Consider the following 23,839-nt stretch of genomic DNA (forward strand, 5'->3'; position numbering starts at 1 on the left):
TTTATATACACAATATATGCTACAAAACATAACAGACTCAGCTCTTGAAAATGCTTTAAGAGAAATTGCAAAACGAAAAACCTCTCAAGTGATCATTCCTGGACAAAATTATATTCCTGTTACAGGAAAAGTGTTAGATGAAGAGGATATTTTGTTAGGGGTAGATGCAGCGTTGGATGGATGGTTAACCGCCGGTAGATTTGCAAACAAATTTGAATATGATTTCGCACAATACTTTGGTGCTCATAAAGCTTTGCTCGTCAATTCTGGTTCATCTGCAAACTTAGTAGCTTTTTATGCATTAACGTCACCAAAACTCGGAGATCGCGCGATTAAGCCGGGCGATGAAGTAATTACTGTAGCTGCAGGTTTTCCTACGACGATAAATCCTTTAATTCAGTTTGGAGCAATCCCTGTTTTTGTTGACGTTGATATTGCAACACATAATATCTTATCAGAAGATATAGAAAAGGCTGTGTCGCCAAAAACAAAAGCGATTATGGTTGCGCATTCTTTGGGAAATCCGTTTGACTTGGACGAAGTTATGCGCGTTGCAAAAAAATACAATCTTTGGGTTGTCGAGGATGATTGCGACTCTTTGGGCGCAACTTATAAAGGAAAAAAAACAGGTACTTTCGGAGATATTTCCACTTTTTCTTTTTATCCGGCTCATCATATTACCATGGGTGAAGGTGGAGCTGTATTGATCAATAATCCTGAACTGTCGAAGTTGGCTGAGAGTTTTAGGGATTGGGGTCGTGATTGTTACTGTGAACCGGGAAAAGACAATACCTGTGGATGTAGATTTGAACAGAAATTGGGTAGCTTACCATACGGTTATGATCATAAATATACATATTCTCATATTGGTTTTAATTTAAAAGTTACAGATATGCAAGCTGCGTTCGGAGTTTCGCAAATCGGCAAGATCGATCAATTCGTACAGAGAAGAAGAGAGAATTACGCAGCATTATATTCCAGGATGAAAGAATTTGAAGAAGTTTTTATTCTGCCTGAACCGACCCCTAATTCAGATCCTTCATGGTTTGGATTTTTACTTACCTTGAGGGAAGGTGATTCTAGCGACAGACATATGTTAGTTCAGCATTTGGAAGAGAAAAAGATAGGAACTAGGTTGTTGTTCGGTGGTAATTTATTGCGCCAACCTGCATATGCAAATATTGAGCATCGTGTAATCGGGGATTTAAAAAATACAGATACGATTATGAACCAATCCTTCTGGTTGGGCGTTTGGCCTGGATTAAACAATGATCATTATGATTACATAGCTAAGGTAATTAGGGAATATTTATCCTAATGTATGAGCGGCGTAGTTATAATAATCACCTTTTAAATTAGCTAATGAAAAGTACTTTATTAACTGTTGGCATTCCAACATTTAATGGCGAAGCATATTTGATCCAAGCAATAGAAAGTGTGTTAACACAACTTAACGAGAGTAATTCTTCAGATATTGAAATCCTTATATCTGACAATGCCTCTACGGATCAAACGGAGCTGTTGGTAAATAAATTTGTTACCGCTTATCCCAACATAGTAAGATATCATAAAAATGAAGTTAATGTTGGTTTTGATAGGAATGTGGATAATCTTTTTAAAATGGCTACAGGCAGATATGTGGAGATATTGGGAGACGATGACTATCTGGAAAATCATACAATTGATGAAATTTTAAAGGTGATAAGGAGAGATGAGGGTTATGGTTTTTTATTATTGAATGTTGGATTCTTAAATATATCTACCAACACAGAATTGGCCGCTAATCTAATGGAATCTGACCAACAATTTCAAGATAAGGACGATTTCTTTAAATGGAGTAAATGGAGAACATCTGCTATTTCATCTATTATCATTAGAAGAATGGATTGGCTTTCTGTAAATCTAGATTCCTATATGGGAAATCAGTGGATCCATATTAGTGCGCTACTAGAAGTAATAGCAATTAATGCTAAAGCTTATGCATTTTCTAAAAAGATGATCACAGTTAGAGTAGGAAATGCCCGTTGGAGTAATAATGGAAACCAGCTTAAGTTGGGGCTGATCCATTTAAAAGTGATTTCTAAAATGTTGCAGTTGGATTATAAGTCCGAAACATTTCAGTGCTTTGTGGATGATCGTTTCAATGGAAATTTAAAGGATATTATATTGCTGGCGCCATTTAATTTTTTTGAAAGAATAAAAATAGCACGACTGATGAAATTTTTCTTTAAAGACCGTCTATCTTTTTGGGTTTTGCATCTTCCTATGCTGTTTATATTCGGTTATCCTTTACTGGTTTTAAAACCTGTCGCGATAGCATTAAAAAGGAAATTTAAATAGAGAATTACAGATAAGGGAATATTTATGATTATATACAATTTTAAGTGAAGGTTTTATTCCATAATTTTCATACACAGCTAAACAGCAATAATCTTCTTTTTGTAAGTGATAATACGGTTATAGGAGACAATCTATTAACCCCTTTTAAGGTGATGAGAGATGTCGCCGAGAAGCAGGGTTTGAGTATTGGGACCTCACATATTATTAAGAAAGAACAAGCCGATGCCATAGTTTTTCTGGATTATCCAGGGAAAAGTAACGAGCTTTTTAGATATGGTATTAAGAACAATATTCCGCTATTTTTGATCACGCTGGAAAGTCCAATAATTAAATCAGAAATTTTTCAAATGGGCTTGCATATTCCCTTTAAAAAAATTCTGACCTGGTCAGATCATTTGATATCGATAGATCCGGAAAAGTACATTAAAATAAATTACAGTTATAATGTAACTGCTGATTTCGAACTTGGGAAACGGAACAAAGATTTAATAGTAATAAGCGGTAACAAAGTGAGTCAACATGCTCAGGAACTTTATTCTGAACGTCTTGACGTTATTAAATGGTATGAAAAGAATTATTCTGGATATTTAGATTTGTATGGCACCGATTGGGACATTAAGATTTTGAATAATGACTTGGTCGGAATAGTTTTCAATAAAATAAATAGAAAATTCAAATTTATCCAAAATAATTATTCTTCCTATAGGGGAAAACTTAGAAGAAAGGCGGAAGTTTTAGCCCAATATAATTTTAGTTTATGCTTTGAGAATGCCAACAATTTCGAGGGTTATATAACAGAAAAGATTTTTGATTCTTTAATGGCAGGAACAATTCCTATATACAAAGGGGCAAGTAATATTTCAGAATATATTCCAAGCAATTGCTTCATCAACTACAATGATTTCAACTCAGTTGCAGAGATGCACAAATTCCTTGCTCGACTTACTGATGAAGATATAAAAGGATATCAGGCAGCGATCAAAGAATTTCTGTTATCGCGGGCTGTCGATGGGTTTTCAATAAACACGTTCGTTAAAACTGTGATAGACACGATATTAGAAGATGTAAAATGCTCTTAACAATTGGAATTCCTGTATATAACGGACAAAAATTCATAGAACAAGCTATTGAGTCAATTCAAAAGTACAACTTTAACCATAATGAAGTAGAAATCATTATTTGTGATAATTCTTCAACAGACCAAACTGTAAATATAGTTAGAAACTATTCAAATTTAACATTAATTCAGCATAAGGAGAATGTTGGATTTGATGGAAATCTAAACAGAATATTTAACTATGCGCGGGGCAAATATGTTTGGGCGATTGGTGCAGATGACCTTTTAGTCGGAAATTTGGACAAATTAATGGCATTGTTGCGTGAGCGAGACGATTTTGGTGTAGTCTTTGTCGGTGGTAGTAAGAACTTGGTCCAAGATTATCAAGTATTCAACGTAGCTGAAGAATTTTTATTTAGCACTAACTTCCGATCTGGATTTTTTCCGAATAATATAATAGCTAAAAAGATTTGGATGAATTGTGAGACTCAAGCTTTTATAGATTCTGGCTGGATTCACTACGCAGTTGTGCTACAGGCACTTCGTATTGAGCGTGCAGTATTAATGAAATCAAAAAATATAGTTGAGAATCCATCAGCTAATCAACTGAAAACCTGGAATAAAAATGGACTTGGTTTACTAATTGGTTTAAAATTAGTCGAAATTTTTCAAGTTATGCCTCAATGGGGCTATGAAAATAAATTTAGAAGAAGGACTAAGAGAGTAATTAAAGATTCCTATCCAAGAGCAATTATAATTTCGAAAATGCGCGGCATAAAAATCTCTGGGGAAATTCTCTCTGACTTTATAAGATTGTTTGGAGAATTCCCAACATTCTGGATTATTGATATTTGGATTTTACTAATTCCGTCATTTTTTTACATGATCATTGCCAGGTCCTTAATTTGGGTTAAACTATTTAAGTAATGCGACCGAAATTAAAAGATTATTTTTTTAGCTTTTTAAGTATATTCATAAATGTTTGTTCCAACATTTTAATGGTTCCACTTTACGTAGAATATTTTGGAGCAATTAATTATGGCATCTGGATCGTTATAAACACAATACTTCAATATTTGATGCTAGCCAATTTTGGTATTCCAACCGCATTAACGACAATAGCGACGAACTCTTCTCATCAAGAAAGCATTGGCGAAATTTTCCGAAAATCGTTAAGAATTATGGCTTCCATAGTAGGATTATTGGTGATTTTAATATCAGTATTGTACTTATTTCAGGTTATCCCTTATGATTTCTTTTTCGGTAAAACAAAGCAGACACAGTTATATGCTTCTATCCTGTTTCTAACGATTATACTTTATCTTATAAGATCACCTTTCCAATTGTCATCTTCTATATTCCTTATTTTAGGTAAAGTTTCTCTTAGTAAAAAGTATGAAATAGTTAATAATCTAATCATCCCATTTTCGTTTTTGGTTACTAGTCTATGTAGGGGAAACATTTCATTCTATGCAATCTGTTGGAGTTTGCTATTATTGGTTTCTTCAATTATAATGTTTATCCATGCACGATTTTATCTTTCACATGATTTTATTATACAAAATAAGCAGATTAAGACATCTTCTGTTAAGTATATTCAGATCATAAAAGTAAGTGCAGGATATTTTGCAGTGAGCATGGGAGCGCTATTAGTCTGGAATACAGATAATTTTGTGATAGTCAATTTTTTAGGAGTAAATAGTGTAACGTCTTATTCATTAACATTTAGAATTTTCACAGCTTTTTTCTCAATTTTATTTACTATAAATGCAGTATTGTTGCCATTTTATGGCAAGTATAATAGCGTTCAAGATTATGATTCAATTCAGAAGGGCCTTAAAAATTCGATATTAATCATGACTCTCCTTTCCGGACCTATATGTATCGGAATTTTTCTTTTCAGCAAAGAGATTTTTCTTACATGGACAAATAATCCGAGATTATATCTAGGTAATAGAATTTTTCTCGCTTTTGGTTTTTATACCTTTATCTTATCTTGTGTAAATTCAATTAGTACTTTATTATCTGCGGTAAAAAAAATTAGGTTGCTAATCATAGTCACGTTTGCAGAGGGAGTTACAAATCTTATATTGAGTATTATATTAATTAAAAAATGGGGCATAATCGGGGTTAGTATAGGAACGCTCGTAGGGAGCGTGCTCAGTTTTATTTTGCTGTGTATTTTTTTTAGGAGAAATATTGATATTCCAATAAAAATTCCTTTTGGTATAGTGTTGCGCAATCTTTCGATATTAACGATTACATCTGTAAGTCTCTTGTTCACAGCTTTTACAAATGAGGTCTTTGTCTTTAAAGTAGTATGTTTTTTTATCTTTATTGCAGTATATCTTTTAACTAATTTTAAAGACATTGTTGAGCTCCTAAAATTTAAAAATGAAAAATTGGCCTAAGGTTTCCTTGTGTATTCCTACATATAACTCGGAGGCTTATCTTGAAGAAACTCTTACTAGTATTAAGAATCAAACTTATACTAACATTGAGGTAATTATTGTTGATAACTGCTCGACAGATGGAACTGTAGGTATCATCAAAGAGTTCGCTGAAAAATATAATTGGAAATATGTGTTGAACGACGAAAACATAGGTGCAGGATTAAATATGAATAAGTCAATTTCGTTTGCAAACGGAGAACTCGTTGCCGTCTACCACTCTGATGATATTTATGATCCAGAAATAGTTTCAAAATCCGTTGCTTTTCTTGAATTAAATGCAGACTGCGGTTTCGTTTCGACCTTGGCGAAATTAATTAATGCTGTTGGAGATGAACAGGGTCAACTTAAGTTGCCTGGAAGTCTAAAATCTAAGAATAGAAATATATATAATTTTGAAGAAATTTTTTCAGCAATCTTAGATTCTTTTGTGCCATTTCTGATTACCCCTACTGTTATGGTTCGTAAAAGTATATATGATAAATTGGGGCATTTTAAAATTCACGGGAAATATAAGTCTGCAGGTGACTATGAAATGTGGCTAAGAATTTTAAAAAATTATCCTGCTGGAATAATTCCTGAGCCATTAATTAAATACAGAAAGCATGCGCAACAAGGTTCTCAAAAAGAAATAAGAGAAAATTATGGCCTTCCTGATGGGTTAGTTGTCTACGAAGAATATTCTCAAGGGGACAGATTATTAGAAGAAAAATATCGAAGGGTTTTTTCCTATTTATTAATGTTGCAGGTACTAAAGCTTAATAGTAGAGGTGACTTCCAAAACAGTAAGAATATGATTAGACTTATTAAGGAACGTGGAAATTTTCAGTATAAATTTGCAGGTGTATTATTTAATCTATTGAATTTCTTTAAAATAAGATTTAATGTAGAACTTCTTGATGGAGTGAAAAGCTTTTTAGCGAAGAATAACTAAAGCAATGGCTTTTTATTGGTTTATCTTCATTATCATGTCAATTGCCGCCCTCTTACCAGTAGGTATTAGAGAGCGAAAAGTTTTATTTTTGGGTATTTGCCTAATCTTGACATTGATTTGCGGTTTTAGAGCAAGTATAACGGCAGACTACGATGTCTACCTTGCGAAGTACTTATCGATAAAAAATGGCGAATCAGGCGAAGGCATGGAATTTACCTATAGTATTATTTCAAATCTTGTGGCGAATTCAATTAATCACTTCAATGGTTTGATATTCATATATGCCATGTTGTCTATAGGTAGTTTCACCTATGCAGCTATGAAGCAAACAAAATCTTTTCTACTTGTCCTTCCTTATTATTTTTCTTACTATTATTTCCTTCATCCAATGACCCAGATTCGTGAAGCTGTCGCAGCCTCATTTTTGCTGGTTTCATTACAATTTATCAAGGAGAGAAAATTTATAAATTTCCTTTTTGTAATCTTGATAGGCTCTTGCTTTCATGTTTCATTAATACTATTCATCCCATTTTACTATATATTAGGTAGGTTAAATTTAAGTTTAAAAGGCGCTTTTGCTCTTATGATTCTAGGTGTATTGGTTTCCCAAATACATCTTTTAAACCTTGTGCTAGGATTTGATTTGAATTCTGAGTCCTATATTCTCTCAAAAATTTACATGTATAAAGGAACTATTGAGGCTGGTGTCGGTGAACGTACGGCAGGAGTTTATATTATCATGATTTATTTAAAATTATTCTTCAATTTTATACTAAGACTAAAAGAAAAGGCAATATCTAAACACACTAAATACTACAATGTGTTTTTAGATCTCCATTTCTATGGTTGCTTAAGCTATATATTGCTCTCTGATATTCATATGGTTGGAGGAAGGGTTTCGGAATTATTGTCAGTTGTGGAGATTTTTTTAGTACCATACTTTATATATATATTTCGACCATCCATCTTTGGAAAGATTCTGATACTGTTCATTTGCGCTTTCCAGCTAATAATTGCACTTTACTTTGTCCATTTGAGTGGTCCCTATAAAATCGGTTTTTAAGGTCAGAAATTTATTGACGAGTAGGGAAACAGTGTATATATTAATGACAAATGATTAGTGGATAAATTTTTTCTAATGTCTATATTTACCCAATATATTCTTGGACTGTCGCAGTTTCGTTGGTCCACATATATCTTAAAAAACTTTAATGAAAACAATAGCATTTATCACTCCACAGTTAAAAAGTGGTGGTGGAAACAGGGTTTTTATAGAGCTTGCCAATCATTTTGCCCAGAATGAAGCCTATGACGTAAAAATTTTTTACCCTAATAATTCTTTGGAGGTCACCCATTATAAAATTCACTTTGATGTTGAGATAATTAAGGTTGGTGTTATGGCAACCTCTATTAAAGGGAAATTAGCTAATTTATATTCAGTATATAAACGGCTAATTGAATTTCTTAGAGAATCTTCAAATGCAATAATAATAATTTCAGATCCAATATTGTGTATGTTCTTAGGATTTGTTCCCAAATCCTATCGCAACAGGGTCGTACGTTTAATACAATCAGATGACTATCATATTTTTGATGATCTTTTCCTTCTTAAATATAAAGCTGTTTTATGGATTTTTAAAGCATTTACCAAATACTCGTTTAAGCTGAACGTGAATCATGTTTTTGTTTCTACTTTTGTATATAGACAATTTCTTAAATACAGCAAGAGGAAAGATGTTGAATGCAAAGTAATCAATCCCTCAGTTGATAAAGAGGTCTTCAATAATTTGAGTTGTGAAACTGAAAAAAATCTTAATGTCTGCCTGGTAGGCCGTAAACACCCATTGAAAAGAACCTCTGATTTTATAACAGTATGGAATACAATGATGGACGATTCAATCAAGAAACAAGTCAAGGCTGTTTATATCATCTCAACGGAAGATTTAAGTAGCTTAAACCTTGGTCATATACAATTGATCAAACCTGAGTCAGATGCCGAAATTGCTGCGGTATATCAATCTTCTGGCATATTCGTCTCAACTTCTTTGTGGGAAGGATTTAGCTTGCCACCATTAGAGGCTATGCACTGTGGATGTGCCGTTATTTCAAGTAGTTCAGGAGGTATAAATGAATATGCCAAAGATCGGGAAAATTGCCTAATGTATGAACCAGGTAACTTGATGCAGCTTAAAGTTCTCCTTGAAGAAATGATCAGCAATAACAATTTAAGATTTCAACTCTCTGAAAATGCACTTGAAACTTGTAATAACAGTTCTTGGGAATATACAGGTAGTAAGTTTGCAAAATATATAAATGAAATGGGAATAAACTAGGACTCGGCCAGTTATGATTCCTTATTTTTCAGGGTTAGAATACCATAAGTGTACTATACGAATTTAGTAGTGACCAATGTTTATTCGCTCAAGAAAATAAACTAGGTATTAAATATAGGAAATGAATACATATAAAATTTCAGTTACAGGTTGTATAGTCCTCTATAAAAACGACGAGAAAGTTCTTTTAGATGCCGTCAATAGCTTTTTGAACTCGTCAATCGATGTAAAGTTATATATCATAGACAATTCACCTACAAACGATTTAGCTGTACTTTTTAGCAGCAGAGAAATAGACTACATACATAATCCTACCAATCCTGGTTTTGGAGCTTCACATAACATTGCGATTAAAAAAGCCATGGCCGATGGGTCTGATTATCATTTGGTACTAAATCCCGATGTATCTTTTGATGGGAATCTTTTAGCGGTAATTAGGGATTATATGAATCAAAATTTGGACGTAGGGAATTTAATGCCAAAGGTTTTATATCCAGATGGTTCATTACAGTATCTCTGCAAATTATTGCCAACTCCGTATGATTGGATCGGTAGAAGATTTAATCCGAGTAGATTTTTGGTAGATAAGAGAAATGAAATCTTTGAACTTAGATTTACAGGTTATAACAAGATTATGGATGTTCCATATTTGTCGGGATGTTTTATGTTTTTAAGACTTTCTTGTCTTAAGGAGATTGGTCTGTTTGATGATAGGATTTTTATGTATGGAGAGGAAACAGATCTATGCAGACGGCTTATTGCTAAACAGTACAGAACTGTGTTTTATCCGGATGTTTCAATCGTACACCATTTCGAAAAGGGCTCTCACAAATCATGGAGTTTAACTTGGATCGGAATTCAATCAGCTATTTATTATTTTAACAAATGGGGTTGGTTCTTTGATAAAGAACGTAAGAAAATAAACCAACAGGTATTACGAAGATTAGGCCATTGAGATGAAGATATTATTAACTGGAGCTTCAGGTTTTTTAGGCTCAATTATGTGCCCATATTTTAGATTGGAAGGGTATTCAGTTACTACGCTTGGTAGAGCAAAGGAGGACCTAAAATACGATTTTTCATCAGGTGATTCTATAGTATTGTCTGATTCTTACGATCTGGTTATCCATTGTGCAGGTAAAGCCCATAGTGTTCCAGTGACACAGATTGAGAAAATGGCCTTTTTTGATATTAATGTTAAGGGAACTCAATATTTACTGGATGGTTTAGAAACGGCTCCAACATTACCAAAGTCTTTTGTATTCATCAGCACAATTGCTGTATATGGCAAGGAAACCGGATCGTTAATTGATGAAGAAAGCCCGTTATTGGCAAAAGATCCATATGGTCTGAGTAAAATACAAGCAGAAAAAATTGTGCAGGAATGGTGTGAAAAACACAGTGTGATTTGTTCTATTTTAAGGTTGCCATTAATTGCAGGACCAAATCCACCCGGAAATCTTAAAGCGATGATTAATGGGGTATTGAAAGGGTTTTATTTTGATATTGCAGGTGGAAAAGCTACAAAAAGTATGGTGCTTGCTGAAGATGTCGCCAAAATTATTCCTAAAGCGGCTAGTATCGGGGGCACCTATAATCTTACTGATATGCTTCATCCCTGCTTTGCTGATCTATCACATTCAATTTCATTGCAATTAGGCAAGGGAAAAGTTAGGAATTTGCCCTTGTGGATTGCTACCTTAATGGCTAAAGTTGGGGACTTACTTGGTAAAAGTGCACCCATTAATTCTGATAAACTTAGTAAAATAACTTCTGACCTTACTTTTGACGATTCGAGAGCACGGAAAGTGTTGGCATGGAAACCCAGGTCAGTGTTGGAGCATTTTAAAATAAAATAACTTATGAGTTTGATCACCCCAATTCTAATCCTTATTATCTTATTTTTTATAGAAAATCTCTATTTCAAAATCGCAGACCGTTACAACATCATCGATAAACCTAACCACAGAAGTTCTCATACAAAAATTACAATTAGAGGAGGGGGTATAATTTTCGCAATCGCCATGCTCCTTTATCCTTTTTTTTTCGGACTGGAATATGTTTATTTCCTCACAGGCGTGCTTATTATTAGTTTCATCAGCTTTTTAGATGACCTAAAGCCCATTAGCAATAAAATTCGCATTTCCTTCCATTTTATTGCGGTAGCTCTTATGTTCTATCAGCTGGAGGTTTTCCAATTCCCCTTCTACATAATTATACCCGCTCTGATAGTCACAATCGGCACCATCAATGCTATTAACTTTATGGATGGCATAAATGGTATTACAGGTGCTTATGCACTTATAACTCTGGTTAGTCTTTGGTACATCAATGAATATAAGGTTGTTTTTACCAGCACCAATCTCATCATCACAGCAGCATTAGCTGTATTTGTCTTCAACTTCTTTAATTTTCGTACAAAAGCTAAATGTTTTGCCGGTGATGTGGGCAGTGTCAGCATAGCTTTTATACTCCTCTTTTTTATTGGTTCGTTAATCATTAGAACAAGCAATATTGTCTATATATTGTTGCTGCTTCTATATGGCATGGATAGCATGACAACCATTATTTTTCGTCTCCTGCGTAAAGAAGATATCTTTGAAGCACACCGAAGTCACTATTATCAATATCTCGCCAATGAAAAAAAAATCCCACATATCTATGTTGCAATAAGCTACGCTGTAGTTCAATGGGTAATTAATATCGTTGCTGTCCTTTTGCTTAAAGATTCATTTATGCTTATTAGTTGCTTTGTTGCATCATGTTTATTAGCCTTCATCGCTTTGAGATTTTGGACAGAGGGATCTGCTAGGTTGCTAAAATAGTTTCTTTATTTTTGACGTCAGTATAGCGATTATTTTAATGATCTGTTTTTGATACATTTAGTATGTTGCTTTGACTCTTTTAAGCCGTTTATATAAATAGCATGAAATTTGCATACATTTGTTAAATATCATAATTTGAAAAATTGTTTACACAGGTTAATATAGTTCCCCGCTGGATCATTTTCTGCTTAGATTTGATCATTTGCATGCTTTCCCTATCAGTAGCATATATGATCAAATATAATTTTGATCTTAATAATCTGGACTATGTGGAATTTAGCAGAAATATTTTAGTGCTCACACTGATTAATAGTTTTGTATTTTTCAATGTAAAAACTTATTCTGGTATAATTAGGTATACTAGTGCTCAGGACAGCATACGAATTCTGTTTTCAGTTTTAATAAGTAATGGGCTGTTTTTCTTCGTGAATATGATTATTGTTGCTTTTACCCAGCATCAATACATAGCTAGCAGTACTTTAGTTGTTAATGGTCTTGCAAGCTTTCTGTTACTCATTACCTACCGGGTTTTGGTGAAATTCTTCTTTTTGTATATTAAAAATTTGAAACTGGACAAGGTTCGAGTCATGATTTATGGTGCTGGAGAAGCGGGTGTTGCGACAAAGCGTACTTTTGACCATGATGCAAAAGTTAATAAAAATATTATCGCGTTCGTGGATGATGATGAACGTAAGGTAGGTAAAACTATTGATGGGGTAAGAATTTTAGACGCTAGGAATTTGGTAAATCTAATAATAGAACATGAGCTAGATGAAATTATTTTTGCCTCCTATACTATACCAATTGAACGAAAGAATCAGATTGTCGATGTTTGTTTAGAGAATGGAATAAAGGTGTTAAATATTCCCCCAGCTGATGTATGGATTAATGGGCAGTTAAATACGGCGCAAATTCAAAATATCAATATTGAGGATCTTTTAAATAGGAAATCAATTAATATTGATATTGATGGGATCGGAAAGCAATTGAAAAATAAAAGAATCTTAATTACTGGAGCCGCAGGATCTATTGGTAGCGAGATCGTTCGACAGTTATTAAAGTTTGAAGTAGGTCTAATTATTTTAAATGATCAATCCGAGACGGCCCTCCACGAGTTGTATCTGGAATTAACAGAAAACCACAAGAATCAAAATTTCTTATCTTATATTGGTGATGTTCGCGATGAGAAGCGCATGGAGAACTTATTTGAATCTTATAAGCCTCACTATGTATATCATGCTGCGGCCTACAAGCATGTCCCTATGATGGAAGATAATCCTTGTGAGGCGATTAAGACAAACGTATTTGGCACAAAAACTATCGCGGATAAAGCTGTTAAGCATGGAGTCAGTAAGTTTGTGATGATTTCTACTGACAAAGCTGTTAATCCAACCAACGTAATGGGTGCCTCTAAGCGGATCGCTGAAATATATGTACAGTCGTTGAATAATTCTTTGAGTGCAGATAACCACATTTTTCAAAATGGACTGAGTTATATCAACGAAATGAATATCAAACCTATTACAAGGTTTATTACAACGCGTTTCGGTAATGTATTGGGCTCTAACGGATCAGTAATTCCTAGATTCAAACAACAGATCGAAAAAGGAGGGCCTTTAACTGTTACACATCCAAATATCACCAGGTATTTCATGACCATCCCAGAAGCTTGTCGCTTAGTGTTGGAAGCAGGTTGTATGGGCAAAGGTGGCGAAATCTATGTCTTCGATATGGGTAAATCAGTTAAAATCATTGATCTTGCCCATAAGATGATTCGTCTCGCCGGTCTAATTCCTAATCAAGATATTAAAATTGAATATTCGGGGCTTCGTCCTGGTGAAAAGCTTTTTGAAGAATTGCTTAATGACAACGAAAACACAATGCCTACGCACCATGAAAAAATCATGATTGGCAAAGTAAGAGAATATGTATTTTCAGAAGTGGAAACTGCAATTTATTCCTTAATCGCTTCGGCAAAAAATAGTGAAGACCGCCAGGTCGTTACAAAAATGAAGTCTTTAGTGCAAGAATACAAAAGTCAGAATTCTAAATTTGAAGAACTGGATGTTGTAGACTCCAAGCTTTAAAATAATAGCCATTAAATGAGAAAATTATTTTTAGCTGCCTGCTTGTTACAATTGATGACTTTCGCTGCAACTGCACAGCACGCCACACCTAACCAAAATATTCCTTATTCCTACCCTTTTTATCAGAAACTAAATAAAAAGGTGTACGACAGAGGCTGCAAATTGCATAGCTCAATAAAAGGTTTTTATGCGGATGACAGTATCTTAAACTCAAGATATTCTCAGTTAATGAAGTTGGGCACTGATAGTTTTAATAGAAGGAGCTGGCTGAGAAGAAAGGTAACTGAGGAACACTTGTTGAATTTTACAGCGCCCGATTACACAGTTTATGCAGACTTCCTGCCAGATTTTCAAATTGGTCGAGAATTCGACGAATCGAAAACTACCTGGAAAAACACCAGGGGTTTCCAAATAGGAGGCACGATAGGTAAGAAGTTCTCTTTTTACACTAATGCCTTTGAGAATCAAGGTGTATTCGCCAATTATCTAACTAGGTATATTGATTCCAATAAAGTCATTCCTAGCGAAGCTGCGGAAGATCTTAAAATCTCTGGTAAAACCAAGGACTATGCTTATGCAACTGCTTTGTTGTCATTTACACCAAGCAAATACATTAATATCGCCTTAGGGTATGATAAGAATTTTATTGGTGATGGTTATCGGTCTATGCTCCTTTCAGATGTGGCCGCCAATTATTCATTCTTGCGTTTAAGAACGAGCTTAGGTAATGTACAATACCAAACTATATTTTCTTACATGCTTGATAACGGTGCAGAACGACTAACTTCAGATAGGCGATTGGGAGCTAGAGCGAAATGGAACGCCATGCACTATATTGACTGGAACGTTAACAATCGCTTATCAATCGGATTTTTTCAGGCCATTACCTGGGCAGATGCGGAGCCTGAAGGGAAAAGAGGGTTTGATTTTAATTATGTTCATCCCTTTGTATTCCTTAGGCCAATTGAAGGCCTTAATGCAGAATCACCTGATAAGATCCGGCTAGGATTAAACACGCACTACGAACTCTTGGAAAAGACCACGATTTATGGGCAATTCATGTTTGATGAATTTACTGCAAAAGAAGTTTTTGCCGGCAAAGGATACTGGGCTAATAAATGGGCTGCGCAATTAGGTTTCCGCGGTTCCGACTTAGCTAATGTAGAAAGCCTAAATTATCTGGTTGAATTTAATACGGCGCGACCATATACTTATGCGCATTATCAAAGAATCAGCAACTATTCAGGAATGAATCAGCCTTTGGCACATCCACTTGGAGCAAACTTTAGGGAACTACTTGGGATAATGAATTATAGTTATAAACGTTTTGATTTTCAGGCACAAGGAACTTACGCAAGATATGGATTAGATCCGGAGGGCTTGAACTATGGTAAGAATATTAACCTCTCCTATGATACGCATGTAAATTACTACGGCAATTACATAGGCCAGGGCATTAAAACTAACCTTTATTTCGCCGAACTGAAAACCTCTTACCTGCTGAACCCAAAGTACAACCTCAGGTTAGAAGTAGGCGGGGTCTACAGACGTGAGAGCAGTGAAGGTTTGACCAGCAAAAACACCCAGCTGATCACGTTCGGTCTTAGAAGTACGTTTAGAAATCTATACCAAGATTTTTAATAGCAGACCTGGTGTCGGGAGGCATCAGGTAATCCGAATCATCACCCCATCGGCAATCCAAAACAAAAAGAAACCACATTCCCGTTAATATCCACCTTCAACTCTCCTCCGTTTTCCTTAATATATTCCCTGCACAAATGCAGCCCCAACCCAACGCCTTTTTCTCCAGCAGTGCCATAACTGCCTGAGAGTAGGTTCGCACTTGAAATAGCCGCTAAATTGAACGCTGAATCGTCACCTACCGTATTGTTCACACAGACCTCTATAGCATTGCCAGATTGCTCCAGTGCCAATCCTAACGAACCTCCTTTAGGGGTAAACTTAATCGCGTTGTCAATCAGGTTTCGCAAGATCAGCTCCACCTGGTTCTCATCCGCATACACCATAAAGTCGCCCTTGAGGTGGTAATGTGCAAGAATGCGCTTTTTCAAAATCAAAGGCTCGTAGACCATCATGAGCGATTCTGTCTTAGCACTCAAGTCAAATAATGTTGGCTGAACGTTGATCTCTTCCATCTGGCTCTTCGCCCAGTACAATAGATTGATCAAGGTATTGTGTATGCTCTCAATATTTCTCCGGTTCTCATTCAGCAGCGTCTTCAACTCCTCGAAATCCAACAAATCCATGTCCTTTAAGGAAAAGATGCTGATCAAGCTGTTGAACGGACTCTTCAAATCATGGGCGATGATGGAAAACAGCTTATTCTTTACCGCATTGGAAGCCTCCAATTCGGCAATCGTACTCCTCAGTTTTACCGTCCTCCCATCTACCAATTTCTTCAACCGCTCTTTCTGGTGCTGGATCAACACAATGTTCTCCTCCCTAACCCTTTTTTCATTGTCAATTAAGGTACGGTAGCGGTCACCCAAAGCAAAGGACAGTAACAACAGCTCTAAGGTAGAACCGATAGGAACCAGTTCCATAGTTAAGTCCGTATAGGTAATAACATCTGCCAAACTCAACACCACGATCACAACGGTGATGGTAATGAATGTCCAGGCCAGTATAAAATACTTAGCGGGTTTATGGCCCTTCAAATAAGCCAGTACTCCCGTAATCCATAAGGTAGTTGAGGCAATCATCGCGGTTACCTGTGCCATGCTGGAGGCAATGCTTTTATAGCCCAATAAACTGGTTACAATCATCAGCAAGCTTGCCGCTAAAATCACATAAATGGGTACGACCAGTCGGGGCAACACTTCCCTTATATTTAAAAACTTCCAGGAAAATAAGATCGAAGCGATGATGGAATAACCCAGGAAACTATGTGGGAACCTATTCACCATCAGTCTGAAGTCATCTCCAAACACAAAGCCATAGCCCCGCATAAAGAACAATACGTAAACCGACAAACAAAGCACATAGATGCTGTAGTACAGGTAGGTATTGTCTTTTAAACTGATGAACAAAAACAGGTTAAACAGCAAAAGTGTCAATAATACCCCGATGTAAATCGTTTCAACACTGTAACGCATAGCTGACCCAGGCAGGAAATTATTGGTAGTGGCCAGTTTAACAGGTACAATCAGGATGTTATTAGTTTTTACCCTTAGCCAGATCGTTGCTGAAGGTGAATTCCCGTACTGATAGGGTAATGTAAAAGTATAGTTATTGGTGGTAATTATCCCTGGCTGCTCGGGCACTGCTGAGCCGGCCGCAGTATGGGTTTTCAGGCCATTGGCCAGTACGGTATAGCAGTCGATGTGTTCAATATTCGGAGAACTGATCACCAAAAAGTCTTGCGCAACACCCTTGCTCTGGTAATTAATTTTTAGCCAAAATGCAGACGTACTGTTGCCAAAGTTGAATATCTCTTGTTTCCCGAGGCTAAACTTCGCATTTTTTTCCAAGGCCATTACTTCATTCAGACCTAACTTTGCTGATTTGTCCTCAAAATAATGGATCTGCTTACCCAAATTTTTGTATTCCAAATGGTTGTCCATCATGATCACCTGGGAGTGAAGCCCCAAAGAAAACAAAAGGAACAAAGTAAGAAGCGATAATATTTGGCGCATATGTTACCAAATTTAGTAAAATTACTAGATTTACAGGATGTCGACAGCACAGAATAAGAAAATCGCGGTTATAGGCTTGGGTTATGTCGGACTGCCGCTTGCCATAGAATTTGCAAAAAAATACCAGGTGCTGGGATTCGATATTAACCAAACCCGGGTAAATGAACTGTTGGCAGATCAGGATACAACCAAGGAAGCTGATATCGATGCATTGCGGGAGGTTTTGGGAGCTAAAGAATCCAGTAGGGGGTTAATGTTGTCGGCCGACAAAGCCTTATTAAAAGACTATAATATTTACATTGTAACGGTTCCAACGCCGGTTGATGCCTTTAAAAATCCTGACCTCAATCCACTCCTTAAGGCTACAGAGATGTTGGCAAGAGTATTAAAGAAAGGCGACATCGTCATCTATGAATCCACTGTCTACCCAGGCTGTACCGAAGAGGATTGCGTGCCTGTCTTGGAAAAATACTCTTCACTAACTTATAATTCAGATTTCTACTGCGGCTATTCCCCAGAGCGGATCAACCCGGGAGATAAAATAAATACCCTCACTAAAATCAAAAAGGTAACTTCTGGTTCTACGCCAGAGGCCGCCATTGTCATCAATAACCTCTATGCGGAGATCATCTCTGCCGGTACGCATCTGGCGCCAAGCATTAAGGTGGCCGAAGCGTCTAAAGCGATAGAAAATGCCCAGCGGGATGTCAACATCTCCTTTGTGAACGAACTGGCCCTGATCTTTGATAAACTGGATATTGATACTGCTGATGTATTGGAAGCGGCCGCCACAAAATGGAATTTTCTAAAATATAAACCAGGCCTGGTAGGTGGGCACTGCATTGGGGTAGATCCATATTACCTGGCATATAAATCAAATGCATTGGGTTACGTACCCCAGGTGATCTTGTCTGGCCGCAAGGTGAATGAAGACATGGGCATCTTCATCGCCAACAAAGTGGTTAAACTGATCCTGGCCAAAGGCGATAAATTGAAAGGAGAAAAGGTACTTATCCTCGGCTTTGCCTTTAAAGAGAATTGTCCGGATATCCGGAATACAAGGGTCATTGACATCTATAAAGAGTTGAGCCAATTCGGGCTCCTTCCCGATGTGTACGATCCATGGGCTAACGCAGATCAGGTAATGGAAGAATACGGAATTACACTTCTGAAGGACCTGGATAAAAGGGAATACAAAGCCGTTATTGTGGCTGTGGCACACAATGAATTTCTAGAAATAGATTATCAAACCTACAAAAAACAAGGTGCAGTGATTTTCGACATCAAGTCATTCATTCCTAGGGAATTTGTAGACGCGCGACTCTAAACCAATAATTTCAAGCAAACTTTAATCTCGGCCTGCAATTTTTCATTGAGTAGGTCCAGCTGTTCATCGTTAGCATTGTCCAGATGCGCCAGCTCATTGGCAATACCGCTCAATAATTTCAGTCCGGAAGTCATGGCCGTTCCATATAGCTTATGGCCAACGGCATTGAGCTCCTTTAAATCTTTTGCCATAAAAAGGCTTGGGATAGATTCAGCTGCGTCCATCAGTTCGGCTCTGGTCAATTGGATTACCTCGGTCATCAGCCGCTCATCATTGCCGATGTTGGCCGTGATCTGCGCTTTGTCGAAATGCAGGTGAGCCGCTTGCTTCACGTCATAAAAATGCAGCCATTTCTCAAAGGCAAGCGCTAAAGTACTTTCTACAATTGGCTTCAAAATAAAGTCGTCCATTCCGGCTTCCAGGCATTTCTCTTTCTCACTTTTCACATTCCCTGCAGTCAGTGCCAATATGGGCACCTGCCTTCCTGCGTCAGTCTCCCTGATCTGCCGGGTTGCTTCGTACCCGTTCATTTCGGGCATTTGCACATCCATTAAAATCAAGTCGGGCTTATTGGTTTCACAATAGGCCAATGCTTCCACACCGTTCGCTGCTTCGTAAATGGTGGCGTTTGGCGCTATGCGTCTGATGATGGTTTTTGCCAGCAACATATTTATGGCATTGTCTTCAGCAATCAGGATATTCACCTTGGCTGCAGTTGTGCTCAACTCAGCCGGTTTAACATCTATATGGTGCTGTTCTTCTTTGTATAATCTGGAAAGTACGTTGTAGATGTCCTCGGTTTTTATGGGTTTCACCATCCGGTGGATGATGTTGAGTTCTTTACAGGCGCTTTGTAGTAGCTCATCGTCAGAAGAACTGTGCAATAAAATGATCTGCTGTTCTTTATCGCCAATCTCAAAATTGGCCCTGATCTTTTTAATGGTTTCCAGGCCATCCATATAGGGCATATGGTAATCCATGATGATGGCATCGTATTCTTCGCCTTTCGCCAGGTACTGTAGTGCTTCGAAACCATTCTTCGCTTCGTCACTGTTAATTTGCTTCAATAAAAGCATCTGTTTCAAGATCATCCTGTTGTTCTCATTGTCGTCCACAATGAGTACGTTCTTGATGTGGTCAATGTCTTTCCATTCTATGGCATCACCTTCTTCCGCAGGCAGGGCAATGTCGAAGTAGAATGTGCTGCCTTTTCCTGCTACACTCGTCAACTCCAGCTTACTGCCCATTAAACCCAAAAGCTTATTCGATATGGTCAAGCCCAGCCCTGTTCCCCCATATTTTTTGGTGGTTGTGCCATCCTCTTGAGAAAAAGCTTCAAATATTTTTTCCTGCTTATCGGCCTTAATCCCGATGCCGGTGTCCCGCACACTAAACCTAAAGATTCTTAGTTCTTCCTGCTCCCCAATGATCTCAATTTTAAGCTCTATTTCCCCTTTCTCCGTAAATTTAGAGGCATTGCTTAGTAAATTGATCAGAATTTGCTTTAACCGAACAGGATCTGTCCAAATAAATCGGGGCAAATCATATGGAATGTTCAGCAGCATCTCCAATCCCTTAGTCTGAATTTGGTAAGTGATGATGTCAGTTGCCTGGGCACTCATTTCATACAAATCACACTTTTCTATAGCAAGTTCCAATTTGCCAGCCTCTATTTTAGAGAAGTCCAGGATGTCGTTGATGATGCCAAGCAGGGCGTTGGCCGACTGGTTTACAATCGACAGGTATTGTTTTTGCGTTTCATTGAGTTTGGTCTTGAGCAGGAGGTCGGTAAACCCGATCACGCCGTTTAGCGGGGTCCGGATCTCATGACTCATATTAGCCAGGAATTCCGACTTAGCGATACTCGCCTCTTCGGCCCTCACTTTGGCAATCTTCAGTTCCTCCCGTTGATTATTTAACGAGGTGATGTCCAACCCAATTCCAAGGTAACCGCTAATTTTATTGGCCTTATTTCTGATCGGGGTGATCGCTACCGAAACTTTACGGAGTTGTCCATCCTTGCGTACATAACTCCATTCGCCTTGTTCAGAACCGTGCCTCACCGCATTTTTGATAAAAATATTCAGCCCGGATACTTCTGTGCCATATTTTGCAGTCAGTTCTTTGCCTTTTTCCATTACTTCCTCCGGCATGTGGATCTGGTAAGGGGTCGCCTTACCAATCATCTCTTCTGCAGTATAACCCAAAAGCTTTTCTGCCCCAGTGTTAAATACAGTGATGATGCCATTCTCATCGGTCGCAATAATACTCACTTCGGATGCCGCGTGCAGCACATCATCTAAAAACTGCTTGGTATGTTCCAGATCCCGCTCCAGTTTATGCCTTTCTGTAATGTCAATCGCATTTCCAATGACATAAGATGGGCCATCAGGTACAATTTCCAGCACATTTTTAAACATCCAGATACGCACAGAACCATCTTTATGATTGGTGAGCATTTGTCCCTCTGCACTTCCTGTTTCCGCTATTTGTTTGAGGTACGCATCAACATAAGGATGTCTTTGCGGAGGCGTGATGTCATACAAACTCCCACTTAAAATTTCTTTAGTGGAATAACCCAATATGGCTGCCCCGGCATAATTTACAGACAAGAAATTGCCTTTCAGGTCGTGCGTACACATCAAGCCCTGAGAGTTTTCAAAAAATGCCCTCAATCTTTTCTCGCTGATCACCAATTGCACTTCCCGAAGGCGCTCTTCGGTCATGTCCCTGCCTATTCCAAATACATTATGTGTATGAGGTTCTTGTGTGGCCACCCACTGCAGGGTTTTATAATCGCCGGCTTTCGTCCTCAATCTGTGTTCTAGTACAATGGTATTTGCGCCCCGGCCTAATTTTAAAATCTCCGTGCGCGAGCGTTTCAGATCTTCCGGATGGACCAGATCATAGAGCGACCGCGTCTTCAAGTCTTTTTTGTCCCAGCCCAGCAGCTGCTCAAACATCGGGTTTACTCTTTTGAAAAAGCCGTCTGTGCCTACAATGCAGATGAGGTCGTTGGAGATTTTGAATAGTTTTTCAAAATTATCCAGTTCCTTTTTCTTCCGATGCTCCACTATTAAAGCAATCGCTTCTTCAGCCAACAGCTCTAATGCCCTCTTTTGCTTATCATTCAGGTGTCCGGGTTGCCTGTCTATAATACACAGCGTACCCAAAGCATATCCGTTAGGATCAATCAGCGGGTAGCCCGCATAGAACCTGATGTTCGGATCACCGGTTACCAAATCGTTATCTACAAACCTGTCATCCTTCTTAGCGTCCGGAACTTCAAAATAATTGTCGCCCATAATGGCATATTGGCAAAACGACAATTCTCTCGGTGTTTCTGCTACATCCAGGCCTACTTGAGATTTAAACCATTGACGTTTTTCATCGATAAGCGATATCAGGGATATAGGTACTTCACAAATAATGGAAGCGAGCTCTGTAATGCGGTCAAATTTGTATTCGTATCCGGAATCTAATATCTCGTAGTCCTGTAGAAACTTTAACCGCTCTTGCTCATTGTCCGGCACTGGAAACTTATTCATTGGCTTATATTTGGGATGGCTCAATAATAAGAAATTTACGAAAAATTTGCCAGCTGACCATATTTTCGGGTTAAATAAATAAGAGGATGCCTGATCAACATCCTCTTATCTTTAATTCCTCAATTGTTTAAACCACTAATCCCTGTAGCCGATGCATACGGTCACATGACCGAAGGCACCCCATTTGCCGTCGTTTGCGGACTTTGATTTCAAGTTAGTACTCACCATAATCTCTTTTAATTTTGGTGGGTCGTCATCTTTGGACTCGTTTGCCGGTTTTTCTACATAAATCGGCAATTGGTTGGCCAGGGCAAAACTACAGGACGCTGCAGTAAGCTTCAACGTTTGTGCGTTCATATTATTCAGGTAGTCAAGCTGGCTAGGTTTAAGCTCAAACCGATCCGAAAGCCATTCCCGGAAATTGGTTTTCAAAGTTTCTGATTCTGCTTTCAGTTCAAACTTCGGCAATTGATAGAGTTCCTGTAATAAGGCATCAACTCCCGATTGTGTAAAGGCATACGTCGCAGTAGCCGTTGTCATGGTAGAATTTTGATTCATAAGATCATTAGTAAATTTTAAAATAATGCATTGCTGCACGGTTAACTGTCGGCAAACCTAAGGGCTGTAAAAGCTCATTTGTGCATGATCTATGACCCCAATCACCGAAGGGGATCAACTACCGGTTAAACGAGTTTGTCCTGCCTTAAAGGGGAAAAATAAAATTGAGCTTGTATATTTTCCCTAAAGCCACAGAGTTTCGCGGCATGATCACAACAACAATTTTTTCATCGCAATACCAGGATTTTGCTTTACTGGCTTCGTTCGTTTATGTCTATTTTAACCTCAACCACGTCAGAAGATTCTACCGGCGCGCTCAAAGAATCATCGTTGCCAATAAGCGCCGGTCTGCAATCACTTCCACCTCACCTGAAGCGCTCTTCGAGATCGCATTGATTACTTATCAAAACGCCTATACCATCGCCTACAATATGGAAAATCAGATTGTCCCTTGGCCTCATGCCTCCATGAAGGCATCCAATTCCGCCCTTCCTTCCGATGCCTATTTTGTGATCAGAAGGGAATTGATCGTCCGTGGCGACCTCATTGAAAGGGTCACTAAAGAAGGGAAAGTATTTTCCGTACAGCTCAAAGCACCATTCAGTTGCAGTTATGTCATCGCCAAAAAACGTATGGCCGCTTTTCGGAACTTTGGGGCCGTTAACAACATGCCTTGGTGGAACAGGCAAAGAAACCGGTTTCGGTAAGGGGCAACAATTCGGAC

At 37.7% G+C, this 23,839-nt stretch carries 18 protein-coding genes; 15 read left to right on the forward strand and 3 right to left on the reverse strand.

Features of this window, described 5'->3' with window-relative positions; all coding sequences use genetic code 11:
- Positions 1-16 precede the first annotated feature (16 nt).
- The 13 genes from rfbH to ACXZ1K_RS05130 all read left to right on the forward strand — a co-directional run bounded on the left by rfbH (position 17) and on the right by ACXZ1K_RS05130 (position 15,667).
- Positions 17-1,318: a lipopolysaccharide biosynthesis protein RfbH gene (rfbH, locus tag ACXZ1K_RS05070; protein ID WP_458972296.1), complete on the forward strand. Its 1,302-nt coding sequence runs from the start codon at positions 17-19 to the stop codon at positions 1,316-1,318.
- 44 nt (positions 1,319-1,362) lie between these two features.
- A complete protein-coding gene (locus ACXZ1K_RS05075; RefSeq protein ID WP_458972297.1) occupies positions 1,363-2,340 on the forward strand; it encodes a glycosyltransferase family 2 protein in 978 nt (325 codons plus the stop codon).
- A 44-nt stretch (positions 2,341-2,384) separates the two neighbouring features.
- Positions 2,385-3,419, forward strand: coding sequence for a glycosyltransferase family 10 domain-containing protein (locus tag ACXZ1K_RS05080; RefSeq protein WP_458972298.1), 1,035 nt, complete (start codon positions 2,385-2,387; stop codon positions 3,417-3,419).
- Positions 3,410-4,324, forward strand: coding sequence for a glycosyltransferase family 2 protein (locus tag ACXZ1K_RS05085; RefSeq protein ID WP_458972299.1), 915 nt, complete (start codon positions 3,410-3,412; stop codon positions 4,322-4,324). Before ACXZ1K_RS05080 ends, ACXZ1K_RS05085 begins: the two co-directional genes overlap by 10 nt.
- On the forward strand, positions 4,324-5,808 hold the full coding sequence (locus ACXZ1K_RS05090) for an MATE family efflux transporter (RefSeq protein WP_458972300.1): 1,485 nt from the start codon (positions 4,324-4,326) through the stop codon (positions 5,806-5,808). Before ACXZ1K_RS05085 ends, ACXZ1K_RS05090 begins: the two co-directional genes overlap by 1 nt.
- On the forward strand, positions 5,792-6,781 hold the full coding sequence (locus ACXZ1K_RS05095) for a glycosyltransferase (protein WP_458972301.1): 990 nt from the start codon (positions 5,792-5,794) through the stop codon (positions 6,779-6,781). Before ACXZ1K_RS05090 ends, ACXZ1K_RS05095 begins: the two co-directional genes overlap by 17 nt.
- A gap of 34 nt (positions 6,782-6,815) precedes the next feature.
- The gene (locus ACXZ1K_RS05100; RefSeq protein WP_458972302.1) at positions 6,816-7,844 is read left to right on the forward strand and encodes an EpsG family protein; all 1,029 of its coding nucleotides are present in this window, start codon (positions 6,816-6,818) and stop codon (positions 7,842-7,844) included.
- 148 nt (positions 7,845-7,992) lie between these two features.
- The gene (locus ACXZ1K_RS05105; protein WP_458972303.1) at positions 7,993-9,114 is read left to right on the forward strand and encodes a glycosyltransferase family 4 protein; all 1,122 of its coding nucleotides are present in this window, start codon (positions 7,993-7,995) and stop codon (positions 9,112-9,114) included.
- Between the two features lie 121 nt (positions 9,115-9,235).
- Positions 9,236-10,069, forward strand: a complete 834-nt coding sequence (locus ACXZ1K_RS05110; protein WP_458972304.1) for a glycosyltransferase family 2 protein — start codon at positions 9,236-9,238, stop codon at positions 10,067-10,069.
- A gap of 1 nt (position 10,070) precedes the next feature.
- Positions 10,071-10,973: an NAD-dependent epimerase/dehydratase family protein gene (locus tag ACXZ1K_RS05115; protein WP_458972305.1), complete on the forward strand. Its 903-nt coding sequence runs from the start codon at positions 10,071-10,073 to the stop codon at positions 10,971-10,973.
- Between the two features lie 3 nt (positions 10,974-10,976).
- Positions 10,977-11,939 carry an MraY family glycosyltransferase gene (locus ACXZ1K_RS05120; RefSeq protein ID WP_458972306.1) on the forward strand — a complete coding sequence of 321 codons (963 nt, stop codon included), beginning with the start codon at positions 10,977-10,979 and terminating at the stop codon, positions 11,937-11,939.
- Between the two features lie 230 nt (positions 11,940-12,169).
- Positions 12,170-14,026: a polysaccharide biosynthesis protein gene (locus ACXZ1K_RS05125; RefSeq protein WP_458972307.1), complete on the forward strand. Its 1,857-nt coding sequence runs from the start codon at positions 12,170-12,172 to the stop codon at positions 14,024-14,026.
- Between the two features lie 15 nt (positions 14,027-14,041).
- Entirely contained in the window at positions 14,042-15,667 is a 1,626-nt protein-coding gene (locus ACXZ1K_RS05130) for a gliding motility protein RemB (protein ID WP_458972308.1), read from the forward strand.
- A 41-nt stretch (positions 15,668-15,708) separates the two neighbouring features.
- Here ACXZ1K_RS05130 and ACXZ1K_RS05135 read toward each other — a convergent pair whose 3' ends face one another.
- Positions 15,709-17,682: a sensor histidine kinase gene (locus ACXZ1K_RS05135; protein ID WP_458972309.1), complete on the reverse strand. Its 1,974-nt coding sequence runs from the start codon at positions 17,680-17,682 to the stop codon at positions 15,709-15,711.
- 37 nt (positions 17,683-17,719) lie between these two features.
- Here ACXZ1K_RS05135 and ACXZ1K_RS05140 point away from each other — a divergent pair, with 37 nt between their 5' ends.
- Positions 17,720-19,009 carry a nucleotide sugar dehydrogenase gene (locus tag ACXZ1K_RS05140; protein ID WP_458972310.1) on the forward strand — a complete coding sequence of 430 codons (1,290 nt, stop codon included), beginning with the start codon at positions 17,720-17,722 and terminating at the stop codon, positions 19,007-19,009.
- Here the strand turns inward: ACXZ1K_RS05140 and ACXZ1K_RS05145 are convergent.
- Positions 19,006-22,557, reverse strand: coding sequence for a PAS domain S-box protein (locus tag ACXZ1K_RS05145; protein ID WP_458972311.1), 3,552 nt, complete (start codon positions 22,555-22,557; stop codon positions 19,006-19,008). The genes ACXZ1K_RS05140 and ACXZ1K_RS05145 overlap by 4 nt on opposite strands.
- Positions 22,558-22,692: 135 nt before the next feature.
- The gene (locus ACXZ1K_RS05150) at positions 22,693-23,115 is read right to left on the reverse strand and encodes a hypothetical protein (RefSeq protein ID WP_458972312.1); all 423 of its coding nucleotides are present in this window, start codon (positions 23,113-23,115) and stop codon (positions 22,693-22,695) included.
- A 206-nt stretch (positions 23,116-23,321) separates the two neighbouring features.
- Here ACXZ1K_RS05150 and ACXZ1K_RS05155 point away from each other — a divergent pair, with 206 nt between their 5' ends.
- Positions 23,322-23,822 carry a hypothetical protein gene (locus ACXZ1K_RS05155; RefSeq protein WP_458972313.1) on the forward strand — a complete coding sequence of 167 codons (501 nt, stop codon included), beginning with the start codon at positions 23,322-23,324 and terminating at the stop codon, positions 23,820-23,822.
- Positions 23,823-23,839: the final 17 nt, after the last annotated feature.

This window comes from Pedobacter jaeyakensis (assembly GCF_054461315.1).